19 protein-coding genes are annotated in these 22060 nt (G+C 60.1%); 8 read left to right on the forward strand and 11 right to left on the reverse strand.

All coding sequences use genetic code 11. The features are described from left to right. Nucleotides 1-2: 2 nt before the first annotated feature. Complete coding sequence (locus VHE12_06080; GenBank protein HVZ80358.1) at nucleotides 3-353, forward strand: helix-turn-helix transcriptional regulator; 351 nt, start codon at nucleotides 3-5, stop codon at nucleotides 351-353. 65 nt (nucleotides 354-418) lie between these two features. Here VHE12_06080 and VHE12_06085 read toward each other — a convergent pair whose 3' ends face one another. From VHE12_06085 to VHE12_06095, 3 genes are all read right to left on the reverse strand, one after another. Next, nucleotides 419-1549: a citrate synthase gene (locus VHE12_06085; protein ID HVZ80359.1), complete on the reverse strand. Its 1131-nt coding sequence runs from the start codon at nucleotides 1547-1549 to the stop codon at nucleotides 419-421. Between the two features lie 67 nt (nucleotides 1550-1616). Further along, nucleotides 1617-2675, reverse strand: a complete 1059-nt coding sequence (locus tag VHE12_06090; GenBank protein ID HVZ80360.1) for a DUF1573 domain-containing protein — start codon at nucleotides 2673-2675, stop codon at nucleotides 1617-1619. A 159-nt stretch (nucleotides 2676-2834) separates the two neighbouring features. After that, a complete protein-coding gene (locus VHE12_06095; protein ID HVZ80361.1) occupies nucleotides 2835-3710 on the reverse strand; it encodes a hypothetical protein in 876 nt (291 codons plus the stop codon). 123 nt (nucleotides 3711-3833) lie between these two features. Here VHE12_06095 and VHE12_06100 point away from each other — a divergent pair, with 123 nt between their 5' ends. After that, nucleotides 3834-4982 (forward strand): hypothetical protein, encoded by a 1149-nt coding sequence (locus VHE12_06100; protein ID HVZ80362.1) that lies wholly within the window; start codon nucleotides 3834-3836, stop codon nucleotides 4980-4982. A gap of 13 nt (nucleotides 4983-4995) precedes the next feature. Here VHE12_06100 and VHE12_06105 read toward each other — a convergent pair whose 3' ends face one another. The 3 genes from VHE12_06105 to xylF form a co-directional block, all read right to left on the reverse strand. After that, complete coding sequence (locus tag VHE12_06105; protein ID HVZ80363.1) at nucleotides 4996-6087, reverse strand: sugar ABC transporter permease; 1092 nt, start codon at nucleotides 6085-6087, stop codon at nucleotides 4996-4998. Next, nucleotides 6084-7625 carry an ATP-binding cassette domain-containing protein gene (locus tag VHE12_06110; GenBank protein HVZ80364.1) on the reverse strand — a complete coding sequence of 514 codons (1542 nt, stop codon included), beginning with the start codon at nucleotides 7623-7625 and terminating at the stop codon, nucleotides 6084-6086. Before VHE12_06110 ends, VHE12_06105 begins: the two co-directional genes overlap by 4 nt. 122 nt (nucleotides 7626-7747) lie before the next feature. After that, entirely contained in the window at nucleotides 7748-8755 is a 1008-nt protein-coding gene (gene xylF, locus VHE12_06115) for a D-xylose ABC transporter substrate-binding protein (GenBank protein ID HVZ80365.1), read from the reverse strand. 149 nt (nucleotides 8756-8904) lie between these two features. On the opposite strand from xylF, the gene VHE12_06120 reads away from it, so the two are divergent. Together VHE12_06120 and VHE12_06125 are read left to right on the forward strand one after the other, a co-directional pair. Continuing rightward, on the forward strand, nucleotides 8905-9936 hold the full coding sequence (locus VHE12_06120) for a PilT/PilU family type 4a pilus ATPase (GenBank protein HVZ80366.1): 1032 nt from the start codon (nucleotides 8905-8907) through the stop codon (nucleotides 9934-9936). Further along, the gene (locus VHE12_06125; GenBank protein HVZ80367.1) at nucleotides 9936-11021 is read left to right on the forward strand and encodes a type IV pilus twitching motility protein PilT; all 1086 of its coding nucleotides are present in this window, start codon (nucleotides 9936-9938) and stop codon (nucleotides 11019-11021) included. Before VHE12_06120 ends, VHE12_06125 begins: the two co-directional genes overlap by 1 nt. 58 nt (nucleotides 11022-11079) lie before the next feature. Here VHE12_06125 and ahcY read toward each other — a convergent pair whose 3' ends face one another. The 5 genes from ahcY to VHE12_06150 all read right to left on the reverse strand — a co-directional run bounded on the left by ahcY (nucleotide 11080) and on the right by VHE12_06150 (nucleotide 16986). Continuing rightward, nucleotides 11080-12336 (reverse strand): adenosylhomocysteinase, encoded by a 1257-nt coding sequence (gene ahcY / locus VHE12_06130; protein HVZ80368.1) that lies wholly within the window; start codon nucleotides 12334-12336, stop codon nucleotides 11080-11082. Nucleotides 12337-12459: 123 nt separating this feature from the next. After that, entirely contained in the window at nucleotides 12460-13632 is a 1173-nt protein-coding gene (gene metK / locus VHE12_06135; GenBank protein HVZ80369.1) for a methionine adenosyltransferase, read from the reverse strand. Between the two features lie 177 nt (nucleotides 13633-13809). Beyond that, entirely contained in the window at nucleotides 13810-14757 is a 948-nt protein-coding gene (locus VHE12_06140) for a carbohydrate ABC transporter permease (protein HVZ80370.1), read from the reverse strand. A 1-nt stretch (nucleotide 14758) separates the two neighbouring features. Continuing rightward, nucleotides 14759-15667 carry a sugar ABC transporter permease gene (locus VHE12_06145; GenBank protein HVZ80371.1) on the reverse strand — a complete coding sequence of 303 codons (909 nt, stop codon included), beginning with the start codon at nucleotides 15665-15667 and terminating at the stop codon, nucleotides 14759-14761. Between the two features lie 26 nt (nucleotides 15668-15693). After that, the gene (locus VHE12_06150; protein HVZ80372.1) at nucleotides 15694-16986 is read right to left on the reverse strand and encodes a sugar ABC transporter substrate-binding protein; all 1293 of its coding nucleotides are present in this window, start codon (nucleotides 16984-16986) and stop codon (nucleotides 15694-15696) included. Nucleotides 16987-17230: 244 nt separating this feature from the next. Between VHE12_06150 and bglX the strand changes: the two genes are divergently transcribed. The 4 genes from bglX to VHE12_06170 all read left to right on the forward strand — a co-directional run. Continuing rightward, a complete protein-coding gene (bglX, locus tag VHE12_06155; GenBank protein HVZ80373.1) occupies nucleotides 17231-19483 on the forward strand; it encodes a beta-glucosidase BglX in 2253 nt (750 codons plus the stop codon). A 151-nt stretch (nucleotides 19484-19634) separates the two neighbouring features. Beyond that, nucleotides 19635-20627, forward strand: a complete 993-nt coding sequence (locus tag VHE12_06160; protein HVZ80374.1) for an NHL repeat-containing protein — start codon at nucleotides 19635-19637, stop codon at nucleotides 20625-20627. Nucleotides 20628-20639: 12 nt separating this feature from the next. Then, nucleotides 20640-21764 carry a glycosyltransferase family 9 protein gene (locus VHE12_06165; protein ID HVZ80375.1) on the forward strand — a complete coding sequence of 375 codons (1125 nt, stop codon included), beginning with the start codon at nucleotides 20640-20642 and terminating at the stop codon, nucleotides 21762-21764. A gap of 89 nt (nucleotides 21765-21853) precedes the next feature. Next, on the forward strand, nucleotides 21854-22060 hold a 207-nt coding region (locus tag VHE12_06170; GenBank protein HVZ80376.1), incomplete at its 3' end, for a glycosyltransferase.

Raw genomic sequence — 22060 nt, forward strand, 5'->3', positions numbered from 1 at the left:
AAATGGCGAAAACACCGGATCGTTACGCTTTAGCGGGTCAAGCCCTGCGCCGCCTCCGCAAGGAACGAGGTTTTACCCTGGAGGAATTGGCCGAAAGGGCAGAGATCTCGGTGAGCTATTTGAGCCATATCGAACGGGGGACCCGGCAGGCGCCCCTGACCACCCTGGAATCCCTGGCCCAGATCCTGGGAATGAACCTTTATGAGCTCTTCAGCCCATCCTCTTCGGTCTCGACCCATGAAAAGCCGTCCAGTTATGACGCGAAGATCCACGGCATGCTGAAAAAGATGACCGAAAAAGAAAAGAAAAGCCTGCACGGCCTGTTGAAACAGTTCCACCACAAGAAACCCTGAAGGTCCCTTAAAACAAAAAAGGCGGCGGGAGGTCCCGCCGCCTTTTCCATTCCCTTCTTTCGTCCTTATCGCTTATCGATCGGCGTGACTTTCTGGTCCCGGGCGCCCAAATACTCGGCGCGGGGCCGGATCAGGCGGTTGTGGGCCAACTGTTCCATCACGTGGGCCGTCCAGCCCGTCACGCGGCTGCAGGCGAAGATGGGCGTGAAAAGGTCGGTCGGGATGCCCAGGTAGTGGTAGGTGGACGCGGAGTAGAAATCCACGTTGGGCAGGAGCTTCTTCTCGCTCTGGACCACCCGGTCGATGACACGGGACATCTCATACCATTTGGTCTCGCCCTTGAGCTTGCCCATGGCCTCGGACATCCGCATGAGGTGCTTGGCGCGGGGGTCGCCGTTCTTATAGACCCGGTGGCCGAAGCCCATGATCTTCTCCTTGCGCACCAGGGCGTCGCGGATCCAGGCTTCCACCTTGGAGGCGTCCCCGATCTTCTGGAGCATCAGCATGACCTGCTCGTTGGCTCCGCCGTGCAGAGGTCCCTTGAGGGTGCCGATGGCCGAAGTGACCGCCGAATGCACGTCGCTCAGGGTGGCCGCCGTCACCCGGGCGGCGAAGGTCGAGGCGTTCAGTTCGTGGTCGGCGTGGAGGATCAGGCAGGTATCGAAGGTCTTGACCGAGGTTTCGTCCGGTTCCCCGCCGGTCAGTTGATGAAGGAAGTTCCAGGCCAGGCTCTTGCCCGGCTGGGGCTCCAGGATGGACTTCTTGTTGCGCAGACGGTCAAAGGCCGCCACCAGGGTGGGGATCTGGCCCGTCAGGCGGATGGACTTACGGAGATTGGCCTCGGCGCTGTTGTCCTTGGCGTCGGGGTCAAAAAAGGAAAGGGCCGAAACGGCGGTCCGGAGCCAATCCATCGGCGGGACGTTCAAAGGGAACCGTTGGACCAGGTCCAGGAAGGCGGGAGGGAGTTTGCCGCCCAAAGCGATCTCGTTGCGCAGTTTTTCCAACTGGGGGCGGGTCGGCAGGCTTCCGTAGAAAAGAAGGTGGGTCACCTCGCCGAATGTGGTGTTCTCGGCCAGGTCGTCGATGTTGTAGCCCCGGTAGCAAAGCACCCCGTTCTCGATGGAACAGACCGACGTGCTCGTGGCGATGATGTCCTCCAAGCCGGAGTCGGCCTGCGATAATTCCTTGGTCGCCATGGGTCACCTCACCGGGGCCCGAAGGCCCGCCGTTATTTTCCCGGGCCAAGCCCGGTCCTGAAGGATGCTACTTGTTCACCTGGGCGTCGATGCTGATCTGGGTCATCTCCGGGTCATTGGTGGTGACAAGGACCTGGTCCTTCCCATCGCTGTCCTTGGGCAGGTCGCTGATACAGCTGACCACCACCGAATATTGGTCCTTGCCGTCCGGCCCGGTGGTCTTCACCACGTGGGGACGGGTCAGGTGATTGGCCGACTTCACGCTGCGGATGGCGAATCCGTTCGGATTGTCCGCCTGGAAGGTAACGGTCACGGGCACATCCTGGTGGGGCGAAAAATAAAGGGTCTTGGGGTTGAACTGGACGTTGCCCCGGATCTCGCCGAGGACCGAGATGGTGAGCTCGGGTTTCTTGGGGCTGTCGGTCTTCACCAGGATCTCATCGGTGAACCCGCCGATGGTGAGGCCCTCGGACAGGTCGACCACCAGGGTCGCCCCGGAGCGGTGCTCGTTCGGGTCCTCAAAGGGCGTCAAGGAGGTGACGGTCACCGTCCCATTCTTCGGGGTGGCCGAAAGCACATGCAACGGGTGGTTGGGTTTCCCCAGGATCTTGATGGTGGAGGTCCGTTTTTCGCCCTTCTTGACGCCGTAGAGGTAGAGGTGTTCGGAAGGCTGGATATCGATGTCCCGCACGACGGTCATGTCGAGCTTCAACTGGAAATTGGGATTGGAGGGGTCGTTGCACGCGACCGTGATGATCTTGGTGGCGTGGCCGGGACGACCGGAGGTGTGGTAGGTGGCCTTGATCAGGACCGGCTCACCCGGAGCGAAGGTCACCGGATAGCTGGGGGCCCCGCCCTTGACGTCGGCTTTTTGGGCGACCGCGGCCGTGCAGCCGCAGGAGGTGGAGACGCCGGTGACGATGAGCTTCCCGTGGCCTGTGTTCTTGCAATGGAACTCATGGGTGATGTCCGGCCCCTCGTCCACGTTCCCAAAATCGAAATTGGGACGGGCACAGGCGATCTTGGGGGCGTGCTTGGCGTCCACCACCGGGGTCGTCGAGGTTTGCTGGGCCCGAAGGGCCATGGGCGCGGCGATCAAAAGGCTCAAAAAAATACGGAATCTCATTTAAGGATCCTCCAAGGAACGGCGATTGGTCCAGAGAACGGGATGTTTCGGGGTTTATCCTAAGGTATTTCCCGGATTTTTTACCACAAGTTAGGCCCATGCGGAAGCCATAAACCTGGGCAAAAACCCCAGGTCAAGGGTTAAACCGGTTCTTAGGTTTCAAAGGACCGAACCCCACAAGGCCAACCCAATGGCAAAACCCATCGCCTGTTGGAACCATTCCTCGCCCAGCAATTCCCGGCGAACGCTCTCCCAGCCGAAACCCGCGAAAAGAACGGCGACCCAGGTCAAAAGGGAACCCTGCCACAACCCGATCAAGCCCTCCCCGCCCCAGATCCATCCGCCCAGGACCAGGAAGACGAAATTTAGACGCACCAAAGGAAAAGAAAGGTTCATCTTCCCGACGGGCGCCATCAACCCCAACAATAGGAAGACCGCCGCCCGGCCCCCGATCCAAAGGTCCCAAGCATCTTCGAAATTCCATTGAAGGTAGTAACGTCCCTGGAGGATGAGGAACCAAACCCCCGCGACCGCCAGGCCGCCCCAGCGGATCCAAGGGAGTGGGTCCCTTTTTTTGACCGGCAGTCCCAAGAAGGAAAATGGGAGCAGGAAGGAGATCTTGAAAAGCCAATCCAGCCCGCCCCACATCAGGGTTTGGACCCCCAAAAGGATCCGCCGGTCCCGGACCCACAAGGTCAGGACCAAGGAAACGAGGAAGAGGAGGAGCCAAGAAAAAAAGCGCCCTTCCGGCATGGAAGCGATCTCCCAAAGCGCCCGGCTGGAAGCGAGCCAGACCATGGGGAGCAAGAAGGTCCAAAGGTCGCGCCGAAGGTAAGCCGAACGGTAAAGCAGGGCACCGAGGATGAGCAGGCTGGTTCCCTTGGCCAGGATCGGTCCGTTGAAGACCGGCCCATCCTTCGATCGAAGGTAGGCCCCCAAGACCCAAACCAGGAGCGATGCTCCAAGGGAGACCCACATCAGGGGATCACGCAGGACCGGAAGACCGTTCGTCGCCGTCTTTTGTCCGTTTTTCATGCCTGGATTCTAGCAAGTGGCCGACCAAGGCCTAAAGGACAAAGGGTGTCCGGCCCTTTGTTGATTTGGCCCCCACCCAAGGTTAAGATGAAAAAGGTCCAAAACCTGGATCCTGGAAGGACAATGAAAAAACAACACCTTTACGCCGCCCTTTTCCTTTGTCTCCCCCTCCCTCTCCTGGGCCAAGAGGCCCACAGTCAAGCCATCGGCGGCGCCACTTCGGCGGCCCCCATGGGCGTTTTCTCCCCGATCTGGAACCCGGCGTTCCTGGTCATTCCGGACGATAACAACATGGCCTGGTCGGTCGGTTCCGGCTTCACGGCCTATGACACGTCCAACACCAACAACGCCATCCTCCATTTCGTCCCGGATGACGCCCGGGGCGGCTCCGAGGATCCCGTCCTGCGGTCCCAAGATTATGAGGGGATCTTCTCGGTCCGTTACCAGGCCATGGCCGGCGCGGTCCATTACGAAAAGACCCTGGCCTATTCCGGCTCCCAAGGCACCCTTCAATTTTTCCATGACCGCGACCAAGCGTCCCTTTCCGCCACGCCTTATAGCCTGGGACTTTCCCAGACCTCCCGTGAGATCGCCACCCTTGTGTTGGCCTACGGGTCCATGCTCCCCTTGGGGAGCAGCCAGGCCTTTTCGATCGGCGGGAACCTCAAATATCACGATGGATTGACCTACGAGCAGATCAACATGTCAGGAACCTATACCCATGGTTCCCTCACCGGCTATACCTTCACTAAAACGACCTCCAGCGCCGGGTCCGGTTTGAGCGTGGACATGGGGCTCTTCACCCGCTTATCGGATTCCTTTCAAATGGGCTTCGTGATCGAGAACATCGAATCCAATTTCAACTGGCAAGCCCAACAACAGACCTATCAACTGGACCAAACCACCGGGGCCGAAAGCAAGGTCGGGAACCCGACCAATATCCAGGTCAGCGATCCTTTTCCCTACACCACCAAGCTGGGCGTGGACCTGACCCCGCCGGAAAAGAACACAGGGATCGAAGCGGAGGTCGCCTGGTCCCAAGGCCAGACCCGCTGGCACGTCGGCCTGGAACACTATTATCCGGAGACCAACCTGGTGGTCCGTCTGGGCACCTTCGCCGACCAGGTCTCGAACCAGCAAATGTGGTGTTTTGGGGTGGGTTACATCCAGAAGAACTTCAATGTCGACGTTTCCTTCGTCACCCGCAGCATCCCCGACCTGCAGAACTCCGTCGGCCTGGGCGGCGGCATCGACGCAGCGGTCAGGTTCTAAGGTCCCTGTAGGTTCAGTTCTTCCCTTTTCGTCCCATCATGTCCAGCGCCACTGCGATGATCAGGATGCTCCCCTTGATGATGGGCTGCCAGAAAGCTTCGGTGTTCATGAGGCTCATGCCGTTGTCGAGGGACGCCATGACGAGCCCTCCCACGATGGCGCCCCAGACCGTCCCCCTCCCGCCCATGAGGGAGGTCCCTCCGATGACGGCCGCGGCGATGGCGTCCAGTTCCATCATGCGCCCCGCGTCCGAGGTGGCGGCCCCCACCCGGGCGGTCAAGACGATGCCCGCGACCCCCACCATGGCCCCCATCAAGGTGAAGGTCATCACGATGTGCCGTTTGATGTCGATGCCCGAATAAAAAGCCGCTTCCGCGTTCCCCCCGATGGCGTAAAGGTGCCGGCCGAAGGGCGTTTGGGTGGCCAGGATCGAGAAAAGGGCGGCCAACAGGATCATCAAGAGCACCGGGATGGGGATGCCCTCATAAAGGTTCAGGATCGTGATGAAAAGCGCGACCAGGGCCGCCAATCCCCCCCATTTCAACCGGCCCAACCCTTTCGCCTTCAGCGCGAGGAAAAGAAGCACCACGACCGCGGCCACCATCAATCCCCATCCGACCGTCTTGTGGATATAGGCCTGTCCTACATAGAGGAAATCGGGCGAGGGGCTGATGGCCACGCCACCGGTCATCCCCAGCAAGGCTCCCTGAAAGATGAGCATGCCGCCCAAGGTCACAATGAAGGGAGGGATGTTGAACCAGGTGACCAGATGCCCTTGAAGATGCCCCAGGAGCGCCCCCAGGAGCAGGGTGGATAAGAAGGTGGCCCCCAGGGGCCATCCCTGGGTCACATAGAGATAGGCCGAGACCGCGCCCAGGAACCCCGTCATGGCCCCCACCGACAGGTCGATCTGCCCGGCCACGATGACCAGCACCATTCCGATGGCCAGGATGGAGGTGACCGCCATTTGCCGCATCAAGAGCGAAAGGTTGCGGGGCTGGAGGAAGATGCCGTCCGTCGTGATGGAAAAGATGATCCAGATGAGGAGCAGGGCCCCCACCATGGTCAAGGCCCGCCAGGGGACCTGCGTCTTGGTTTCTTTCATCCCGATACCCCTTTTTTGTTTTTGTGGCCCTTCAATGCCGCCGCGGCCAGGACCCGTTCCGGGGTCGCCTGTCCGGCCTTCAGTTCCGCGGCCATCCGGCCCTGGTTCAGGACCAGCACCCGGTGGCTCAACCCCAATATCTCGGGTAGATCGGAAGAGACCAGGACGATGCCGATCCCCTGTCCCGCCAATTGCCCCATCAGCTCATAGATCTCCGCCTTGGCCCCCACGTCGATCCCCCGGGTGGGCTCGTCCAGGAAGAGGACCCTTGGCTTGGTCATCAACCATTTGCCCAGGACCACCTTTTGCTGGTTCCCGCCGGAGAGCTTGTTGACCCAGACGCTTAAGGACGGCGTCTTGATCCGCATGGCCGCGACCTGAGTGCCGCACTCGGCCAGGATCCGGGAGTGGTCGAGGAACCCATGCCGGACCAGGCGGCGCATGGTGGCCAGGATGAGGTTCTCCTCCACCGTGCTTTCCAGGACAAGCCCGAAACGCTTGCGGTCCTCACTGACCAGGGCGACCCCGGCCTCGATGGCCTTTTGGGGCGAATGGAAAAGCGGATGGGACTTTCCTTCCACCCACAAGGACCCCTGGGTCCGGCCCCGGGCGGCCCCGAATAGGGAGCTCAGGAGGGCGGTCCGGCCCGACCCCATGAGCCCGGCGATGCCCAGCACTTCCCCTGCCTTCACGTCGAAAGACACGTCGCACACCACGTAACGGCCCGGATTGGCCGGGTCCTCCACCGAGAAATCCTTCACCCCCAGGAGGGTCTTTCCCGCCCGGGTCTTGGGCCTGGGATAGAGGTTCTTCACCTTCCGGCCCACCATGTGGGAAATGATGGTCATCTGGCTCAATTTGGCCATGGGTTGGGTCGTGATGGACCGTCCGTCGCGAAGAACCGTGACCCGGTCCGCGATCCGGCCGACTTCCTCCAGCCGGTGGCTGATATAGATGGAGGAAACACCCTGACGGCGAAGCTGTTTGAGGAACTCCAGGAGACGCTTCGCGTCCGATTCGGTCAGGGCGGCCGTCGGTTCGTCGAGCACCAGGATCCGGGCCTTTTTCGAAAGGGCCTTGGCGATCTCGATCATCTGTTGCTGGCCGATCCCCAACTCCCTGACCGGAAGCATCGGGTCGATCGAAAGGCCCACCAGGTCCAGGGCCCTTCGCGCTTCCCGGAGCACGGCATCCCACTGGATGAACCCGCCTCGTTCGGGCCAACGGCCCAAAAGGAGGTTCTCAGCCACCGACATCTCGGGGACCAGGGCCAGTTCCTGGGCGATGAGGGCGATGCCCTTCTCTTCGGACCCTCCCAGGTCCTTGAAATGAACGATCTGGCCGTCGAGCCGGACCTCCCCGCCGTAGGACCCGGCCGGGTGGTAGCCGCAGAGGATCTTGATGAGGGTGCTTTTCCCCGCGCCGTTCTCGCCGCAAAGGGCGTGGATCTCACCCTTTTGGAGGTCGAAGGACACTCCATCCAGGGCCTTCACCCCGGGGAATTCCTTCGTTATGTTCTTAAGTTCAAGGAGCGACATAAAACCTTTGACCGCGAAGTCGCGAAAAAAGCGAAGCTAGCGAAAAAACACCGGCCCGGCTCCGGAAGCTGCAAAATGGAAGATCTTCCTCATTCGCGTCTTCGCTTCTTCGCGGTGAAGGATCACTTTTTATAAACATCCTCTTTTTTCTGGAAACCGTCGGCGATGACGGTGGCGTCCAGGTTGTCCTTGTCCACTTGGATGGTGGGCAGGAGGATGGACGGTACATCGATCTTGCCGTTGTTGACCTTGGAGGTCGCCTCGGTCACCGGCTTTTTGAGGGCCATGGCCACCGCCACCTCGGCCGCCTTATCGGCGAGCTTGGCGAGGGGCTTGTAGACCGTCATGCTCTGGGTACCCTGGACGATTCGTTGGCAGGCGGCCAGGTCCGCGTCCTGGCCCGTGACCAGCACCTTCCCCGCCAGCTTCTGTTCGTTCAAGGCCTGGATGGCGCCCCCGGCGGTGCCGTCATTGGACACGATGATGGCGTCGATCTTGTTGTTGTTCTTGGTGAGCGCGTTCTCGGTGATCTTCAAGGCCTCATTGGGCTGCCAATCCTTGGCCCACTGGTCCCCCACGATCTTGATATCGCCCCGGGCGATGTAGGGTTTCAACACGCTCATCTGGCCGTTGCGCACCAGGACGGCGTTGTTGTCCGTCGGGGCCCCGCCGATGAGGAGATACCGCCCTTGGGGCTTGTGCTTGACCGCGTAATCGGCCTGTTGCACCCCCACCTGGTAGGGATCGAGGGTCACGTAAAGGTCCAGGTCGCAGTTCCGGATGAGCCGGTCATAGGCGATGACGGGCACGCCCGATTTATGGGCCGATTCCACGATGGTGGCCGAGCTCTTGCCGTCGTGCGGGACAACGACCAGGACGTTCACGCCCTGGGTCAGGAGGTTCTCCGCCTGGGAATTCTGCAGGGCATCGTCCGAATTGGCCGCCTGGACCAGCACTTCGGCGCCCAAGGACTTGGCCTTCGCCACGAAAAGGTCCCGGTCGTGCTGCCAGCGTTCCTCCTTGAGGGTGTCGAGGGACAGGCCGATCTTGATGCCGCCTGAATCGTGCTTCCCGCAACCGGACAGGAATAGGGCCGTCAAAGCGATGACCGACACGAGCTTGGATCTCATAGGACCTCCCAGTGGTTTTTGTCGGGCCCAATTATAGACCCGGGGGCATCGGCCCGCCCTTTCATTTTCTTTTAACGTTCCTTGGCTGGTGTTGCTCCGCATTCGATTTTATAATTTTCAGGTTACCACCTCGCGTCCATCCGGAACCCATGGCCCAGATCGACCCCTACCTCCAGAGCTGCGTCGAATGTAAAGGCTCGGACCTTCATGTGTCCTCCGGTTCCCCCGTCTACGTGCGCCAGTTGGGCCGTTTGAGCCCCATCACCGAACCCATGCCCCCCGAGGCCTGCGAGGCCCTGATCTTCGAGATCCTCGACCCCGCGATCCAGGAGAAGGTCCGCGAGGAATGGGAGGTGGACACCTCCTACACCATGCCCAACGGGGAGCGGTTCCGGGTGAACGCCTACCGGCAGCGCAAGGGCTGGGACGCGGTCTTCCGCCATTTCAGTTCCGTCGTCCCCACCCTGGATGGGTTGGGCCTCCCGCCCATCCTGAAGAAATTCTCCGACTCGAACCAAGGGCTCATCCTCATCACCGGCCCCGGCCGCTCGGGCAAATCCACCACCTGCGCCGCCCTGGTGGACCACATGAACAGCGAGAGCGACGAGCACATCATCACCATCGAGGACCCGATCGAATATATCCATAAGCGGAAGCTGTCCCTGGTCAATCAGCGCAGCGTCGGTCCCCACACCAAGAGCTTCTCGGCGGCCCTGCGCAGCGCCTTGCGGGAGGACCCGGACATCATCATGGTGGGCGAGATGCGGGACTACGAGACCATGAGCCTGGCCCTGACCGCCTCCGAGACGGGACACCTGGTCATCGGGACCCTCCACACCGGTTCCGCCGCCGCCACCATTTCCCGGGTCATCAATCTCTTCCCCGCCGCTGAACGCTCCCAGGCCGTGGCCAGCCTCTCCGAAAGCCTGGTGGGTATCGTCTCCCAGCGGCTCCTGGTGGACGCCCTGGGGATGAACATGGTGCCCGCCTTCGAGATCCTGGTGAACTCGCTGGCCATGGCCAATACCATCCGGTCCGAGGAATACCACAAGATCCCTTCCATGATCGCCACCGGGGCCTCGCAGGGCATGCAGACCATGGCCGCCTCCTTGGCCCAGTTGGTGGCGGCGAAAAAGATCACCCAGGCCCAGGCCGACGAGATCCTCGCGGAGGAAAGCTGATGTCCACCATCGACGGCCTTTTCCAAAAGATGGTCGGCCTCAAAGCCTCCGACCTGCACCTGACCATCGGCAACCCTCCCCTCATCCGCGCCAAGGGGGAACTGGTGCCCTTGGAGGAATGGATCCTGACGCAGGACATGATGCACGGGCTGCTTTACGAGACCATGACACCGGAACAATGGGAAGTGGCCTGGGTGCGGCGCGACTATGACTACGCCTATGAAGTTCCCGGCCTGGCCCGCTTCCGTTCCAATGTCTTCTTCAACCAACAGGGCATGGCGGCGGTCTTTCGGACCATCCCGACCAAGATCCTGACCCTCGAGGAGTTAGGCATGCCCCCGGTGGTCAAGACATTGGCCAAGGTCAAACGGGGCCTCATCCTAGTCACCGGACCCACGGGAAGCGGTAAATCCACCACCCTGGCGGGGGTGATCGACGAGATCAACGGAACCCGGGAGGCCAACATCCTCACGATCGAGGATCCCATCGAGTTCGTCCATCCGGTCAAGAAGTGCAAGATCACCCAGCGGGAGGTCCACCGCGACACCCATTCCTTCAAGGCGGCGCTACGGTCCTCCATGCGGCAGGACCCGGATATCATCCTGGTGGGGGAAATGCGCGATTATGAGACCATTTCGCTCGCCATCTCGGCGGCCGAGATGGGGGTTTTGGTCTTCGGGACCCTGCATACCAACTCAGCGGCCAAGACCGTGGACCGCATCATCAATGTCTTCCCTCCCGATGAACGGGAAATGGCCCGGGGGGCCCTGGCCGCCAGCGTGAAGGGCATCGTGGCCCAACAGCTCTGCCCCACCAAGGACGGCAAGGGCCGTTGCGCGGCGGTGGAGATATTGGTCTATGAGAAGAGCCTACCCAACCTCATCCGTACCGGCAAGGTCTCGGGGTTGAACTCCCTCATCGAGTTGAACTCCAAGGCCGGGATGCAGACCATGGACCAATGCCTGATGAGGTATTTCGAGGAAGGCCGGATCACCGCCGAGCAGGCCTATCTGAAGGCCAACGAGAAAAAGAAGTTCCAGCCATTGATGGAAAAAGAACAAGCCGAAGCTAACAAGTCCGCCTGAAACAAAAAAGGCGGGCCCGTCCGGGCCCGCCTTTCACTCCAATCTTTTAGAGACCCGCTCAGGTCCCCATTTCCCAACTGGACAGGTAATGTTCCTGTTCCTTGGTCAGTTGATCGATGGAGACCCCAATGGCCTTCAACTTCAAACGGGCGATCTCGTTGTCGATGTTCTCGGGCACCGAATAGACCTTGCGGCGCAGCTGCTTGTGGTTCTTGGTCACGTATTCGGCGGCCAGGGCCTGGTTGGCGAAGCTCATGTCCATCACCGAGGCCGGGTGGCCTTCGGCGGCCGCCAGGTTGATGAGGCGCCCCTCGCCCAGCACGAAGACCTTCTTGCCGTTCTTCAGGGTGTATTCCTGCACGAAATCGCGGACCGTGCGGACCTTCTTGGAGAGCTTCTTCAAGCCTTCCAGGTCCAACTCCACGTTGAAGTGGCCCGAATTGGCCACGATGGCCCCATCCTTCATCTTGGAGAAATGCTCGGGTCGGATGACATGGATGTCGCCGGTCAAGGTCACGAAGACATCGCCCAGGGTGGCGGCCTTCGCGATGGGCATGACCTCGTAGCCTTCCATGACCGCTTCCAGGGCCTTCATGGGGTCCACTTCGGTGATGATGACGCGCGCGCCAAGCCCGCGGGCGCGCATGGCGACCCCACGGCCGCACCAGCCGTAACCGGGAACGACCACGATGGATCCCGACATGAGGACGTTGGTGGCCCGGATGATGCCGTCCATGGTGGACTGGCCGGTGCCATAACGGTTATCGAAGAAATGCTTGGTCTTGGCGTCGTTGACCGCGACCACGGGGAACTTCAGGACCCCATCCTTCTCCATGGCCCGCAGGCGGATGACCCCGGTCGTGGTCTCCTCGGTGGAGCCGATGATCTCGGAAGCCTGGGCGGCCCGGGCCGAATGGAGCTCGGACACCAGGTCGGCACCGTCGTCCATGGTGATGTTCGGCCGGGCATCCAGGGCCGAATAAAGGTGTTTGTAGTAGGTCTTGCGGTCCTCACCCTTGATGGCGAAGGTGGGGATGCCATGGACCTTCACCAGGGCCGCCGCCACGTCATCCTGGGTGGAAAGGGGGTTGGAGGCGCAGGTAGTGACGTCGGCGCCACCGGCCTTGAGGGTGATGAGAAGGTTGGCGGTCTCGGTGGTCACGTGCAGGCAGGCGGCCATCTTCACGCCCTTGAGGGGCTTTTCCTTCTGGAACCGTTGCTTGATCAGGCGAAGCACGGGCATGCTGCGCTCGGCCCATTCGATGCGGTCCTTGCCCTTGGCCGATAGTTTCAGGTCCTTCACATGGTATTTCATTAAGTCTTTCCTCCGAGATTTACCGCCAAGGCGCCAAGACGCCAAGGACGGATTTAAGATTCAATAGCCGGGAACCAAAAGCCTTGTCTTTCTTGGCGGACTTGGCGTCTTGGCGGTGAAAAACTATTTGAGTTTCGCGGCCTTGCGCAGGGCGGCGGCCTTGTCGGTCTTTTCCCACGTGAAGTCCTTATCGTGGCGCCCGAAGTGACCGTAGGCTGCGGTCTTCTTGTAGATGGGACGGCGCAGGTTGAGGGATTTCATGATGCCCCGGGGCGTCAGGTCGAAGACCTGGCGGACCAACTGGGTGATCTGCTCTTCCGGCAGGCGGCCAGTGCCGAACGTGTGCACCAGGACGCTGGTGGGCTGGGCCACACCGATCGCATAGGAGATCTGGACCTCGCATTGGTCGGCCAAACCGGCCGCCACGATGTTCTTGGCCACCCAGCGGGCGGCGTAGGCCGCCGAACGGTCCACTTTGGAGGGATCCTTGCCCGAGAAGGCGCCACCGCCGTGTCGGCCGTAACCGCCATAGGTATCGACGATGATCTTGCGACCGGTGAGGCCCGTATCGCCCAAGGGCCCGCCGATCTCGAAGCGGCCGGTCGGGTTGACGAAGATCTTGGTCTTGCTGTCGATCATATGGGAGGGAATGACCGGCTTGATGACGTGACGGACGACATCCGCCCTCAGCTTCGACTGGTTCACGGGAGCGTGTTGGGTGGAAAGCACCACCGCGTCCACGCGCACCGGCTTCCCACCGATGTACTCCACCGAGACCTGGCTCTTGCCGTCGGGACGCAGATAGGCCAGCTTCTTGGATTTACGCACCTGGGCCAGTTTCTCCACGAGGCGATGGGCCAGCATGATGGGCATGGGCATCAGTTCAGGAGTCTCCCGGCAGGCGAAACCGAACATCATGCCCTGGTCGCCGGCACCGCCGGTGTCCACGCCCATGGCGATGTCGGGGGATTGGCGGTTGATGGCCACCGAAACGCCGCAGGTGTCGGCGTCCAGTCCCGCCTTGGCATCGGTGTAGCCGATGCGACGGATGGCGTCCCGCACCACTTGGGTCCAATTCACGGTGGCTTTGGTCGTGATCTCACCGGCCACGACCACCCAGTTGCAGGTCAGGAGGGTCTCGCAAGCCACGCGGCTGAAGGGGTCTTGCTCCAGACAAGCATCCAGGATGCTGTCGGAGACCGCATCCGCCACCTTGTCCGGGTGGCCTTCGGTCACGGATTCGGACGTGAAAAAGAATTTTTCCCTTCCCAGCGGCGACAGTGAGGCGCTCTTCATTCAGGATCTCCTTCGGTGTTTGGTGACGACATGGTGGGCGAAGAGGGATGTCGGGCCAACGAAAATCTCGGTTAACGACCCCGGGGACCTTGCCCCAAAAGGAAAGCCCCGGCGCGGTGCGCGCCAGGGCTCTTACGGACGGCAATTATAGGTTTTACGGCTTGAAAATCAAACGGACTATTTCAACCCGGTGGTCGCGATGCCCTGGATGAAGTAGCGCTGACCCAAGAGGAACATCACGGCGATGGGGATGGAGATGATGAGCGACGCGGCCATGAGCAGGTGGTAATCCTGGCCGTAGAGGGAGACGAAGTTCTTGAGCCCCAACGCCAGGGTCTTCTTGCTGTTGGAATCCAGGTAAATGAGGGGGTTCAGGTAGTCGTTCCAGTTATAGACGAAGGCGAAGACCGCCACGGTGGTCAGGGCCGGCTTGCAAAGGGGCAGCAGGATCCGCCAGAAGACCCCGATGTCGGTGCAACCATCGATCTTGGCCGCCTCGTCCATCTCATAAGGGATGCTCATGAAGAACTGGCGCATCAGGAAGATGTTATAGGCCCCGCCGCCCAGGAAGGCCGGAATGACCAGGGGCCCGATGGTGTCGTACATGTTGAAATACTTGAAGAGGATGAAAGTGGGAATCATGGTGACCTGGGGCGGCACCATCATGGTGGCCAGACAGATGAGGAACAGGGGACCCCGGCCGGGAAAGCGCAGGCGGGCGAAAGCAAAAGCGACCAGCGATGAGGTCAGGGTGGTTCCCAGGCAGCTCAGGACCGCGATCACCAGGGTGTTCCAGGTATAGGTCCAGAAGGTGATACCGTGGATGGGGATGAAGCCCAGGAAGTTCCAATCCTCACCCGCGTACATCCCTGAGATGGTCCAGGCCGTCTTATAGTTCTCGAAGTGGAGGGGATTGGGGATCCAGACCGGCGGCACCGCGAAGACATCGGTCCTTGTCTTGAAGGAGGTGGAGATCATCCAGACCACCGGGAGCATCATCGTGAGGGACCCCAGGATGAGCAGGCCGGTCACGACGATCTTGGTGATCTTCTCGGAACGGCGTTTGCTGGCCCAAAAACCGTCCTGGGCCGCGTTCGGGGATGGAATGGTCGTTTGGTCGGTCATGTTATTTCCTCAGCTCCCCCTCGTAATAGACCCACTTGGAGTATTTGAACTGGACCCAACTGGCCAACATGATCACGATGAACAACACCCAGGCCAGGGCCGAAGCATAACCCATCTGGTAGTACTTGAAGGCCTTCTGGTAGATGTAGAGCACCATGACCAAGGTGGAATCAGCGGGACCGCCCAGGCCATCGGTCATGACATCCACCTGGGTGAAGATCTGGAAGGAGGTGACGATGGAGATGATCAATTGGAAGAAGATGACCGGGGAAAGGCCCGGCAAGGTCACCGTCCAGAACTGCTGCCAACGGTTGGCCCCGTCGATCTCCGCCGCCTCATAGAGGGTGATGGGGATCCCCTGGAGGCCGGCCAAGTAGATGATCATGCCGCCGCCCACACCCCAGAGGCTCATGATGACCAAAGCGGGTTTGCTCCAGACCTCGCTGGCCAGCCATTTAGGACAGTCCGCGATGGGAATGCCGGTCAGGAAGGAGATCATGTAGTTGAGGAGCCCCGAATCGGCGTTGAAGATCCATTTCCAGAGGACCGCCACCGCCACCCCCGCCCCCACGACCGAAGGCAGGTAAAAGAGGGTCCGGTAGATCCCGATGCCCTTGACCTTCTGGTTCATCAAGAGGGCCACCAGGATGGAAAGGACCATCCCGATCGGAACTGAAAGGAGGGTGAAATAGGCCGTATTGTAGAGCGCCTTCCAGAAGCGGGTATCGAAGAACATTTCCTTATAGTTGTCGAACCCCACGAACTGGATGGGTGTCAGGATGTCCCATTTGCAGAAGGACAGGAAGAAGGCCGCCAGGATCGGCCCCCCCATGATGAAGACGAGCCAAAGGAAGAAGGGGGAAAGGAAGATGAAGGCGCTGATGGCTTCTTTTCGTTCACCAGAGGTCATGCGGGTCTTCTCCTAAACGCCAGGGATTATTGGATCTGCGGCGGGTTCTTTTCCAGCAAAGGCTTCAAGTGTTCCATGGCGGCCTCGGCGGTCTCGGTCCCGTTCCAGACCTTCTCGAGCTCCGGGCCCATGATGCTGTCGTGCACCTCGAACCAGTTCTTGCACATCGGGAAATATTTCACGTACTTCATGGCCTCGAAGAGCATCTTCTTGTTCTGGGGGTCCTTGCCGTCCAGGAAGAGCGGCGAATTGGCGGCGGACATGATGGCAGGCTGGGCCAGGCCGGTGGCCGCCAGCTTCTTGGCCCCCTCCTCGCCCGAGATGTATTTCACCAGTTCCCAGGCCTCGTTCTTGTGCTCGGAGGTCTTCAGGATGCCGTAGCCCGAGCCACCGGTCGTGAAGGCCCGATAGCCGTTGTTGTTCTTGGGGACCATGACGACGTCCCATTTCAGGTCCTTGGCCATGCGGAAGGTGGGGGTCTTCCAGATACCGGAGAGGAACATGGCCACCGTGCCGTTGGTGAACATGTCGCCGGTACCCATGCCGCCCATGGCGGTCAGGCCCGAGGGCGGGAGCATGAACTTGTACTTGTTCATCATGTCGGCGCGGAACTGGATCCCCTTGAGGGTGTTTGGATCGGTAGCGAAGGTCCATTTGGTGGGATGCTTGACGTTGTCGGTATAGCTACCGCCCGCGTCATAGACCCAGGTGTCGAACATCGGCCAGTCGTCCACGAAACCCCAGCGCGTGACCTTGCCCGAGGCGTCGGTCTTGACCAGCTTCATGCCGTCCCGGACGAAATCAGCCCAGGTCCAGTCATCGGTCGGGTAGGGTAGTTTGGCCTCGTCAAAGGCCTTCTTGTTGTAATAGATGCAGGCGATGGGGGCGGTGTCGCGGGGGATGACGTAGGTCTGGGCATCCACGGTGAACCGGTCCAGGACCTGCGGATAATAAACGTTCAGGTCCATGTGGTCTTTTTGGATGTAGGGGTTCAAGGACTCCAATGCCCCCCGGAGGTAAAGGTCGACGAAGTTGTTCACTTCCACGAAGATCACATCGGGAGCCTGACCGCCGGCGACCTGGGTCAGGAGCTTGGTGACATATTCACCGAAGGGGATCCGTTCCAGCTCGGCGGTCACGCCGGGATGGTTCTTGTTGAAGTCGGCGATCAACTCGGAAAGGATCTGGTTCTCTTCGGGGGAACCCCAGGAGGAGATCTTGATCTTGATCCCGCCGCTCTTGGAACAACCGTTCAGACCCAGGACCACCGCGAAAACCAAGCAAGCCAGACCGGCCAAGATCATCCGAAGATTCTTCATGGATCCTCCATAGCCAAAAATGGAACGATATGAGTGGTTGGAATTCGGGAAAACCGGGCCCGCAGCTTGAGGGGGCTTCCCCGATTGAACGGAAAAACAGGCCAAAAGCGAGGGTTAGTATGTCATAGGGCCTAGGGAGCGTCAACGAGGAAAACCCCCTACCCGGACGATGGAACGGCTTTTTTGTCCTTCCCCTTGGACCCTTGGATAGAATGCCGCCCATCCCGCCAAAGGAGATATCCCAATGATGAAAAGAACGGTCCCATTCGCGATGGTCGTCCTGGTCCTCGCCGCCAGCCCCGTCCTCTCCCAACCCAAACCCCTTCCACCCCCGAAAAGGGTCCCGTCCAAGACCTCTTCCATCGACCTCAAGGTCAATTCCCTTTTGTCCAAGATGACCCTCGCCGAAAAGATCGGCCAGTTGGTCCAATACAGCCCCTGGAAATCGACCGAGGAGAAGATCCAAGGGGAGACGGGCGAAGGAGGCGTAGGTTCGCTCCTGAATGTCTTCGGGGCCGACAAGACCAATGCCTGGCAAAAGATCGCCATGGAGAAAAGCCGCCTCCACATCCCCTTGCTCTTCGGGTTGGACGTCATCCACGGCTACAAGACCATTTTCCCCATCCCACTTGCGGAGGATTGCGCCTGGGACCCCGCCCTGACCGAAAAGGCCGAATCCGTGGCCGCCCAGGAAGCCTCCGCCGCGGGGGTCCGCTGGACCTTTGCGCCCATGGTGGACGTTTCCCGGGAGCCGCGTTGGGGCCGTATCGCGGAAGGATCGGGCGAGGACCCTACCCTGGGGTCGATCCTGGCCGCCGCCCGGGTGCGCGGTTTTCAGGGCAAGGACCTGGCGGACCCCCATTCCATCGCCGCCTGCGCCAAGCATTATGTCGGTTACGGCGCTCCGGTGGCGGGCCGCGAGTACAACACCACCGACATGTCCGAAGTCACCCTGCGGGAGGTCCATCTCCCGCCCTTCAAGGCCGCGGTGGACGCGGGGGTCCGCACCCTCATGAGCGCCTTCAATGACCTCAATGGCGTCCCGACCAGCGGCAACCGCCATACCCTGCGGGAGATCCTGAAGGGCGAATGGTCCTTCAAGGGTTTTGTGGTCTCCGACTGGGCCTCGGTCCAACAACTGGTCAGCCACGGATACGCCAAGGACGATAAGGACGCCGCCCTCAAGGGGATGTTGGCGGGCGTGGATATGGACATGCAATCCGGTGTCTACCGGGACTATCTGGCCCAGTTGAACAAGGAAGGAAAGCTCCCCTTGAATGTGATCAACGATTCGGTGCGCCGGATCCTCAAGGTGAAGTTCGAGTTGGGCCTCTTTGACCATCCCTACACCGACGCCTCCCAGGAGGAGGCCTTGACCCTGACCCCCGATTCCCTGGCCACCGCCCTTGAGGACGCGGAAAGATCGATCGTGCTGTTGAAGAACGACAAGGACCTGTTGCCCCTTTCGAAGGACCTGAAGTCAGTGGCGGTCATCGGTACCTTGGCCGACTCCAAGAAGGACCCCCTGGGTCCCTGGCATTGCCGGGGCGAGGAAGTGATGGATAAGGTCTCGACCGTTCTGGAAGGGATCCAAGCCAAGGTCTCCAAGGGGACGCAGGTCCTCTATGCCCCGGGCGTAGGGACCGAGGACAACGGGACCGACAAGGCCCTGCAGGAGGCCGTAGAGACCGCCCGCAAGTGCCAGGTGGCCGTCGTGGTGGCCGGAGAGACCCAGGACATGAGCGGCGAGGCTGCGTCCCGGACCTCGATCGATCTTCCCGGCCGGCAAGAGGAGATGATCAAGGCCATCCAGGCCACCGGCGTGCCCGTGGTCCTGGTCCTTATGAACGGCCGCCCCCTCACCCTCCCTTGGGAGGCCGAGCATCTTCCCGCCATCCTGGAAAGCTGGTTCTTAGGGGTCCAGCATGGCCGGGCGGTGGCCGATGTGCTCTTCGGGGACTTCAACCCCAGCGGCCGCCTGGCTGTCACCTTTCCGCGCAACCTCGGGCAGGTACCCATCTACTACGCCCAGATGAACACCGGTCGGCCCAATATCGGCAAAGAAAAATGGGAATCCAAGTACATCGATTCTCCCAGTAGTCCCCTCTTCCCCTTCGGGTTCGGCCTGAGCTACACCACCTTCGATTATTCCGACCTCGCCCTGGACGCCAAGTCCATCCATCCCGCAGGATCCCTCCAGGTCTCCTTGACCGTCCGCAACACGGGGAAAGTGGAAGGGACCGAGGTGGTCCAACTCTACGTCCGTGAGAACGTCGCCAGCATCACTCAACCTGTCCGGAAGCTTGTGGACTTCCGAAAGATCACCTTGGCGCCAGGCGCCTCCCAAAAGGTCCAATTCACCCTTCCAGGAAGCAAGCTCAGCTTCTTCAACGGGCAGGGCCATGCCGTGACCGAACCCGGTCCTTTCACCCTCTGGGTGGCCAAGGACGCCTTGGACCCAGGCCTTTCCGATTCCTTCGAGCTGGTGCTGAAGTAGCGCTTTTCCCCATCCCCGCCGGGCCGTAAGGCCCGGCGGGCTTCTTCTTTATCCCCTCGCCAAGAGCGGATTTTCGGGTCAAAAACGTCCAAAATTCATGCTATCTTTTAGCCTCTTTGAACGCCTGTGATCACGCTCCAGGAGCCCCCTGATGGCCAAAGCCAAAAAAACCGCCAAATCCAAGAAGCCCGCCAAAATGGCAAAAGGAAAGAAAGGGAACCGGAAATTCACCTTTCTCTTCCTTCTGGTCCTTTTGTTGCTCGTCGCTGAATTGATTTCCTATGTAATGAAAAAGGCAAACGAAGCCAAAGTGATCAACGTCCAAAAGATCCAGGAAATAAATGGTAACGCCACATCCGGGACCGGCTTCAAGGCCTGGGACATGGTCCCTTATGCCGGTGGGCTTGCTTTGACCGACCAAACCTCGTCCCGGATCCTATTCCTCGATCTCCAAGGGAACCAGACGGGCGAGATCTCGGGAAAGACCGAAGGCGCCCCCCCCTTCAAGGAACCTTCCGGCCTGACCGTGGACGCTTCCGGCGACCTGTTCGTGATGGATACTTGGAACACCTTGATCCGTGGTTTCGGGCCCGATCACAAACCCATCCTACGGATCGACCTGAGCGACAAGCGTTACTATGGTCCCCGGGGTTTGGCCTGGGACCACAATTCTTTCCTGGTAGCCGACACTGGCAGTCACCGCTTGGCCCGGATCGGAGAGGACGGTACCCAAATGGGGGCTTGGGGTACCCGCGGATCCTCCAAAGGGCAATTCGATAATCCTTATGACGTGGTCCTAGACGACCATGGCAACGCTTTCGTGGTGGATCGGGAAAATGACCGCATTCAGGTGCTGGACGGACAAGGAAAATTCGTCCGGGAGATCGCATTGGGGGCCCAACCGACCGCAGAGGCCATCGACCCGGCCCAAAAAACCCTTTATGTTTCCTCCCAGGAGGGGCGTTTCGTGAAGGCCTTCAGCCTGGAAGGAAAATATATCGGGATGGTGGCGGAAGCCGGTCAAAAGGACCCTTCCATTCCCGACATCAACGCCCTTTGCGTGCTTCCCAACGGGGACCTGGCTTTGCTTCAGGGCGGCACCCGTATCCTCATCGAACACATCCTCCCGCCACCGGCCCAATAAGGGGCTCATTCCATGGACCTTTTCAAACCCGACTGCCGGCACTTCACCGGGGAAAAGCCCTGCGCCCCCCATAAGGCCGAAGGCGTGGTTTGCAGGGATTGTCCCCGCTATGACCCGGTGCAGGAAAGGATCCTCATCGTCAAGCTGGACGCTGCCGGGGACGTGCTGCGTTCCACCTCCATCCTCCCGGCCTTTAAGGCCGCGAACCCGGGCCTTTCCATCTGGTGGGTGACCGAGAACGGCTCTAAACCGTTGCTGGAAAAGAACCCTTATATCGACGTGCTTTTGGGTATCGATCCCACCTTGCAAAGCCTGCTCTCGACCGTGACCTTCACACGCGCCTTCAATTTCGACATGGGCCGCAAAGCCGCGGCCATCCTGGGGATGGTCCATAGTCCGATAAAAAAAGGCTTCGGACTTTCCCCCGAAGGGTCCGTGACCCCGCTCGACAAGACCGCCGAGACCTGGTTCGAAATGGGCATCTTTGACAGCGTGAAACGGGCCAACCAAAGGACCTACCAGGACCATCTCTTCACCCTGGGCGGCCTGAAATACCAAGGAGAACGTCCCCAATTGATTCTCTCCGCCAAGGAAAAGGAATGGGCCCAGGGTTTTGCCCGGAAGAACAAGCTCTCCAAATTCAGGAAGATCGTGGGATTCAACATCGGCTCCGGGGGCCGTTGGCCCATGAAGCGCTGGCGCCTGGACGGTTTCGAATGGCTGGCAAAGGCCATCAAGAAGGAAAGTCCCAAGACCGGCATTCTCCTCTATGGGGGACCCGAAGAGCGCGACCTCATGCCCAAGCTCGCCCGCAAGCTCAAGGGCGTCTGCCTGGCCACCGGCACCGAGAACACCCTGCGCCAATTCGCTTCCCTGGTGGACCTTTGCGACGTCCTCGTGTCCGGGGACACCCTGGCCCTCCATATCGGCATCGCCCTGAAGAAAAGATTGGTGGCCTATTTCGGCCCCACCTCCGACACCGAGATCGACGTTTACGGGTCCGGCGAGAAGGTCATGCCCGTCTCCCCTTGTGAATGCTATTACCAGGGCCAATGCACGGCGAAGATATCCTGCATGCAGAACCTGAAAGAGAAGGACATGTTGGCGGCCGTGTTAAGACAGTTAAAACAATCCTGATCTCACCGCAAAGAAGCGAAGTCGCGAAAAATTATCAAAGTCATGCCATCCTTCGCCCTTCGCAATAAATCTTTTTAGGATCCAACGACATGAAAACCATCATCATGGTCCCCACCTATAACGAAAAGGCCAACATCGGGGAGTTGGTCAAGTTGCTCCACAAAAACGTCCCCTCCGCCCGAGTGCTGGTCGTGGACGACACTTCCCCCGATGGCACTTCCGACGAAGTTCGCCGCCTGATGAAAAGGGACAAAAAACTCTTCCTTTTACAAAGGGACCGTTCGGTCAAGGGAAGG

The organism is bacterium, assembly GCA_035549195.1.
GTDB lineage: Bacteria > Oederibacteriota > Muellerivitia > Muellerivitales > Muellerivitaceae > DASZRK01.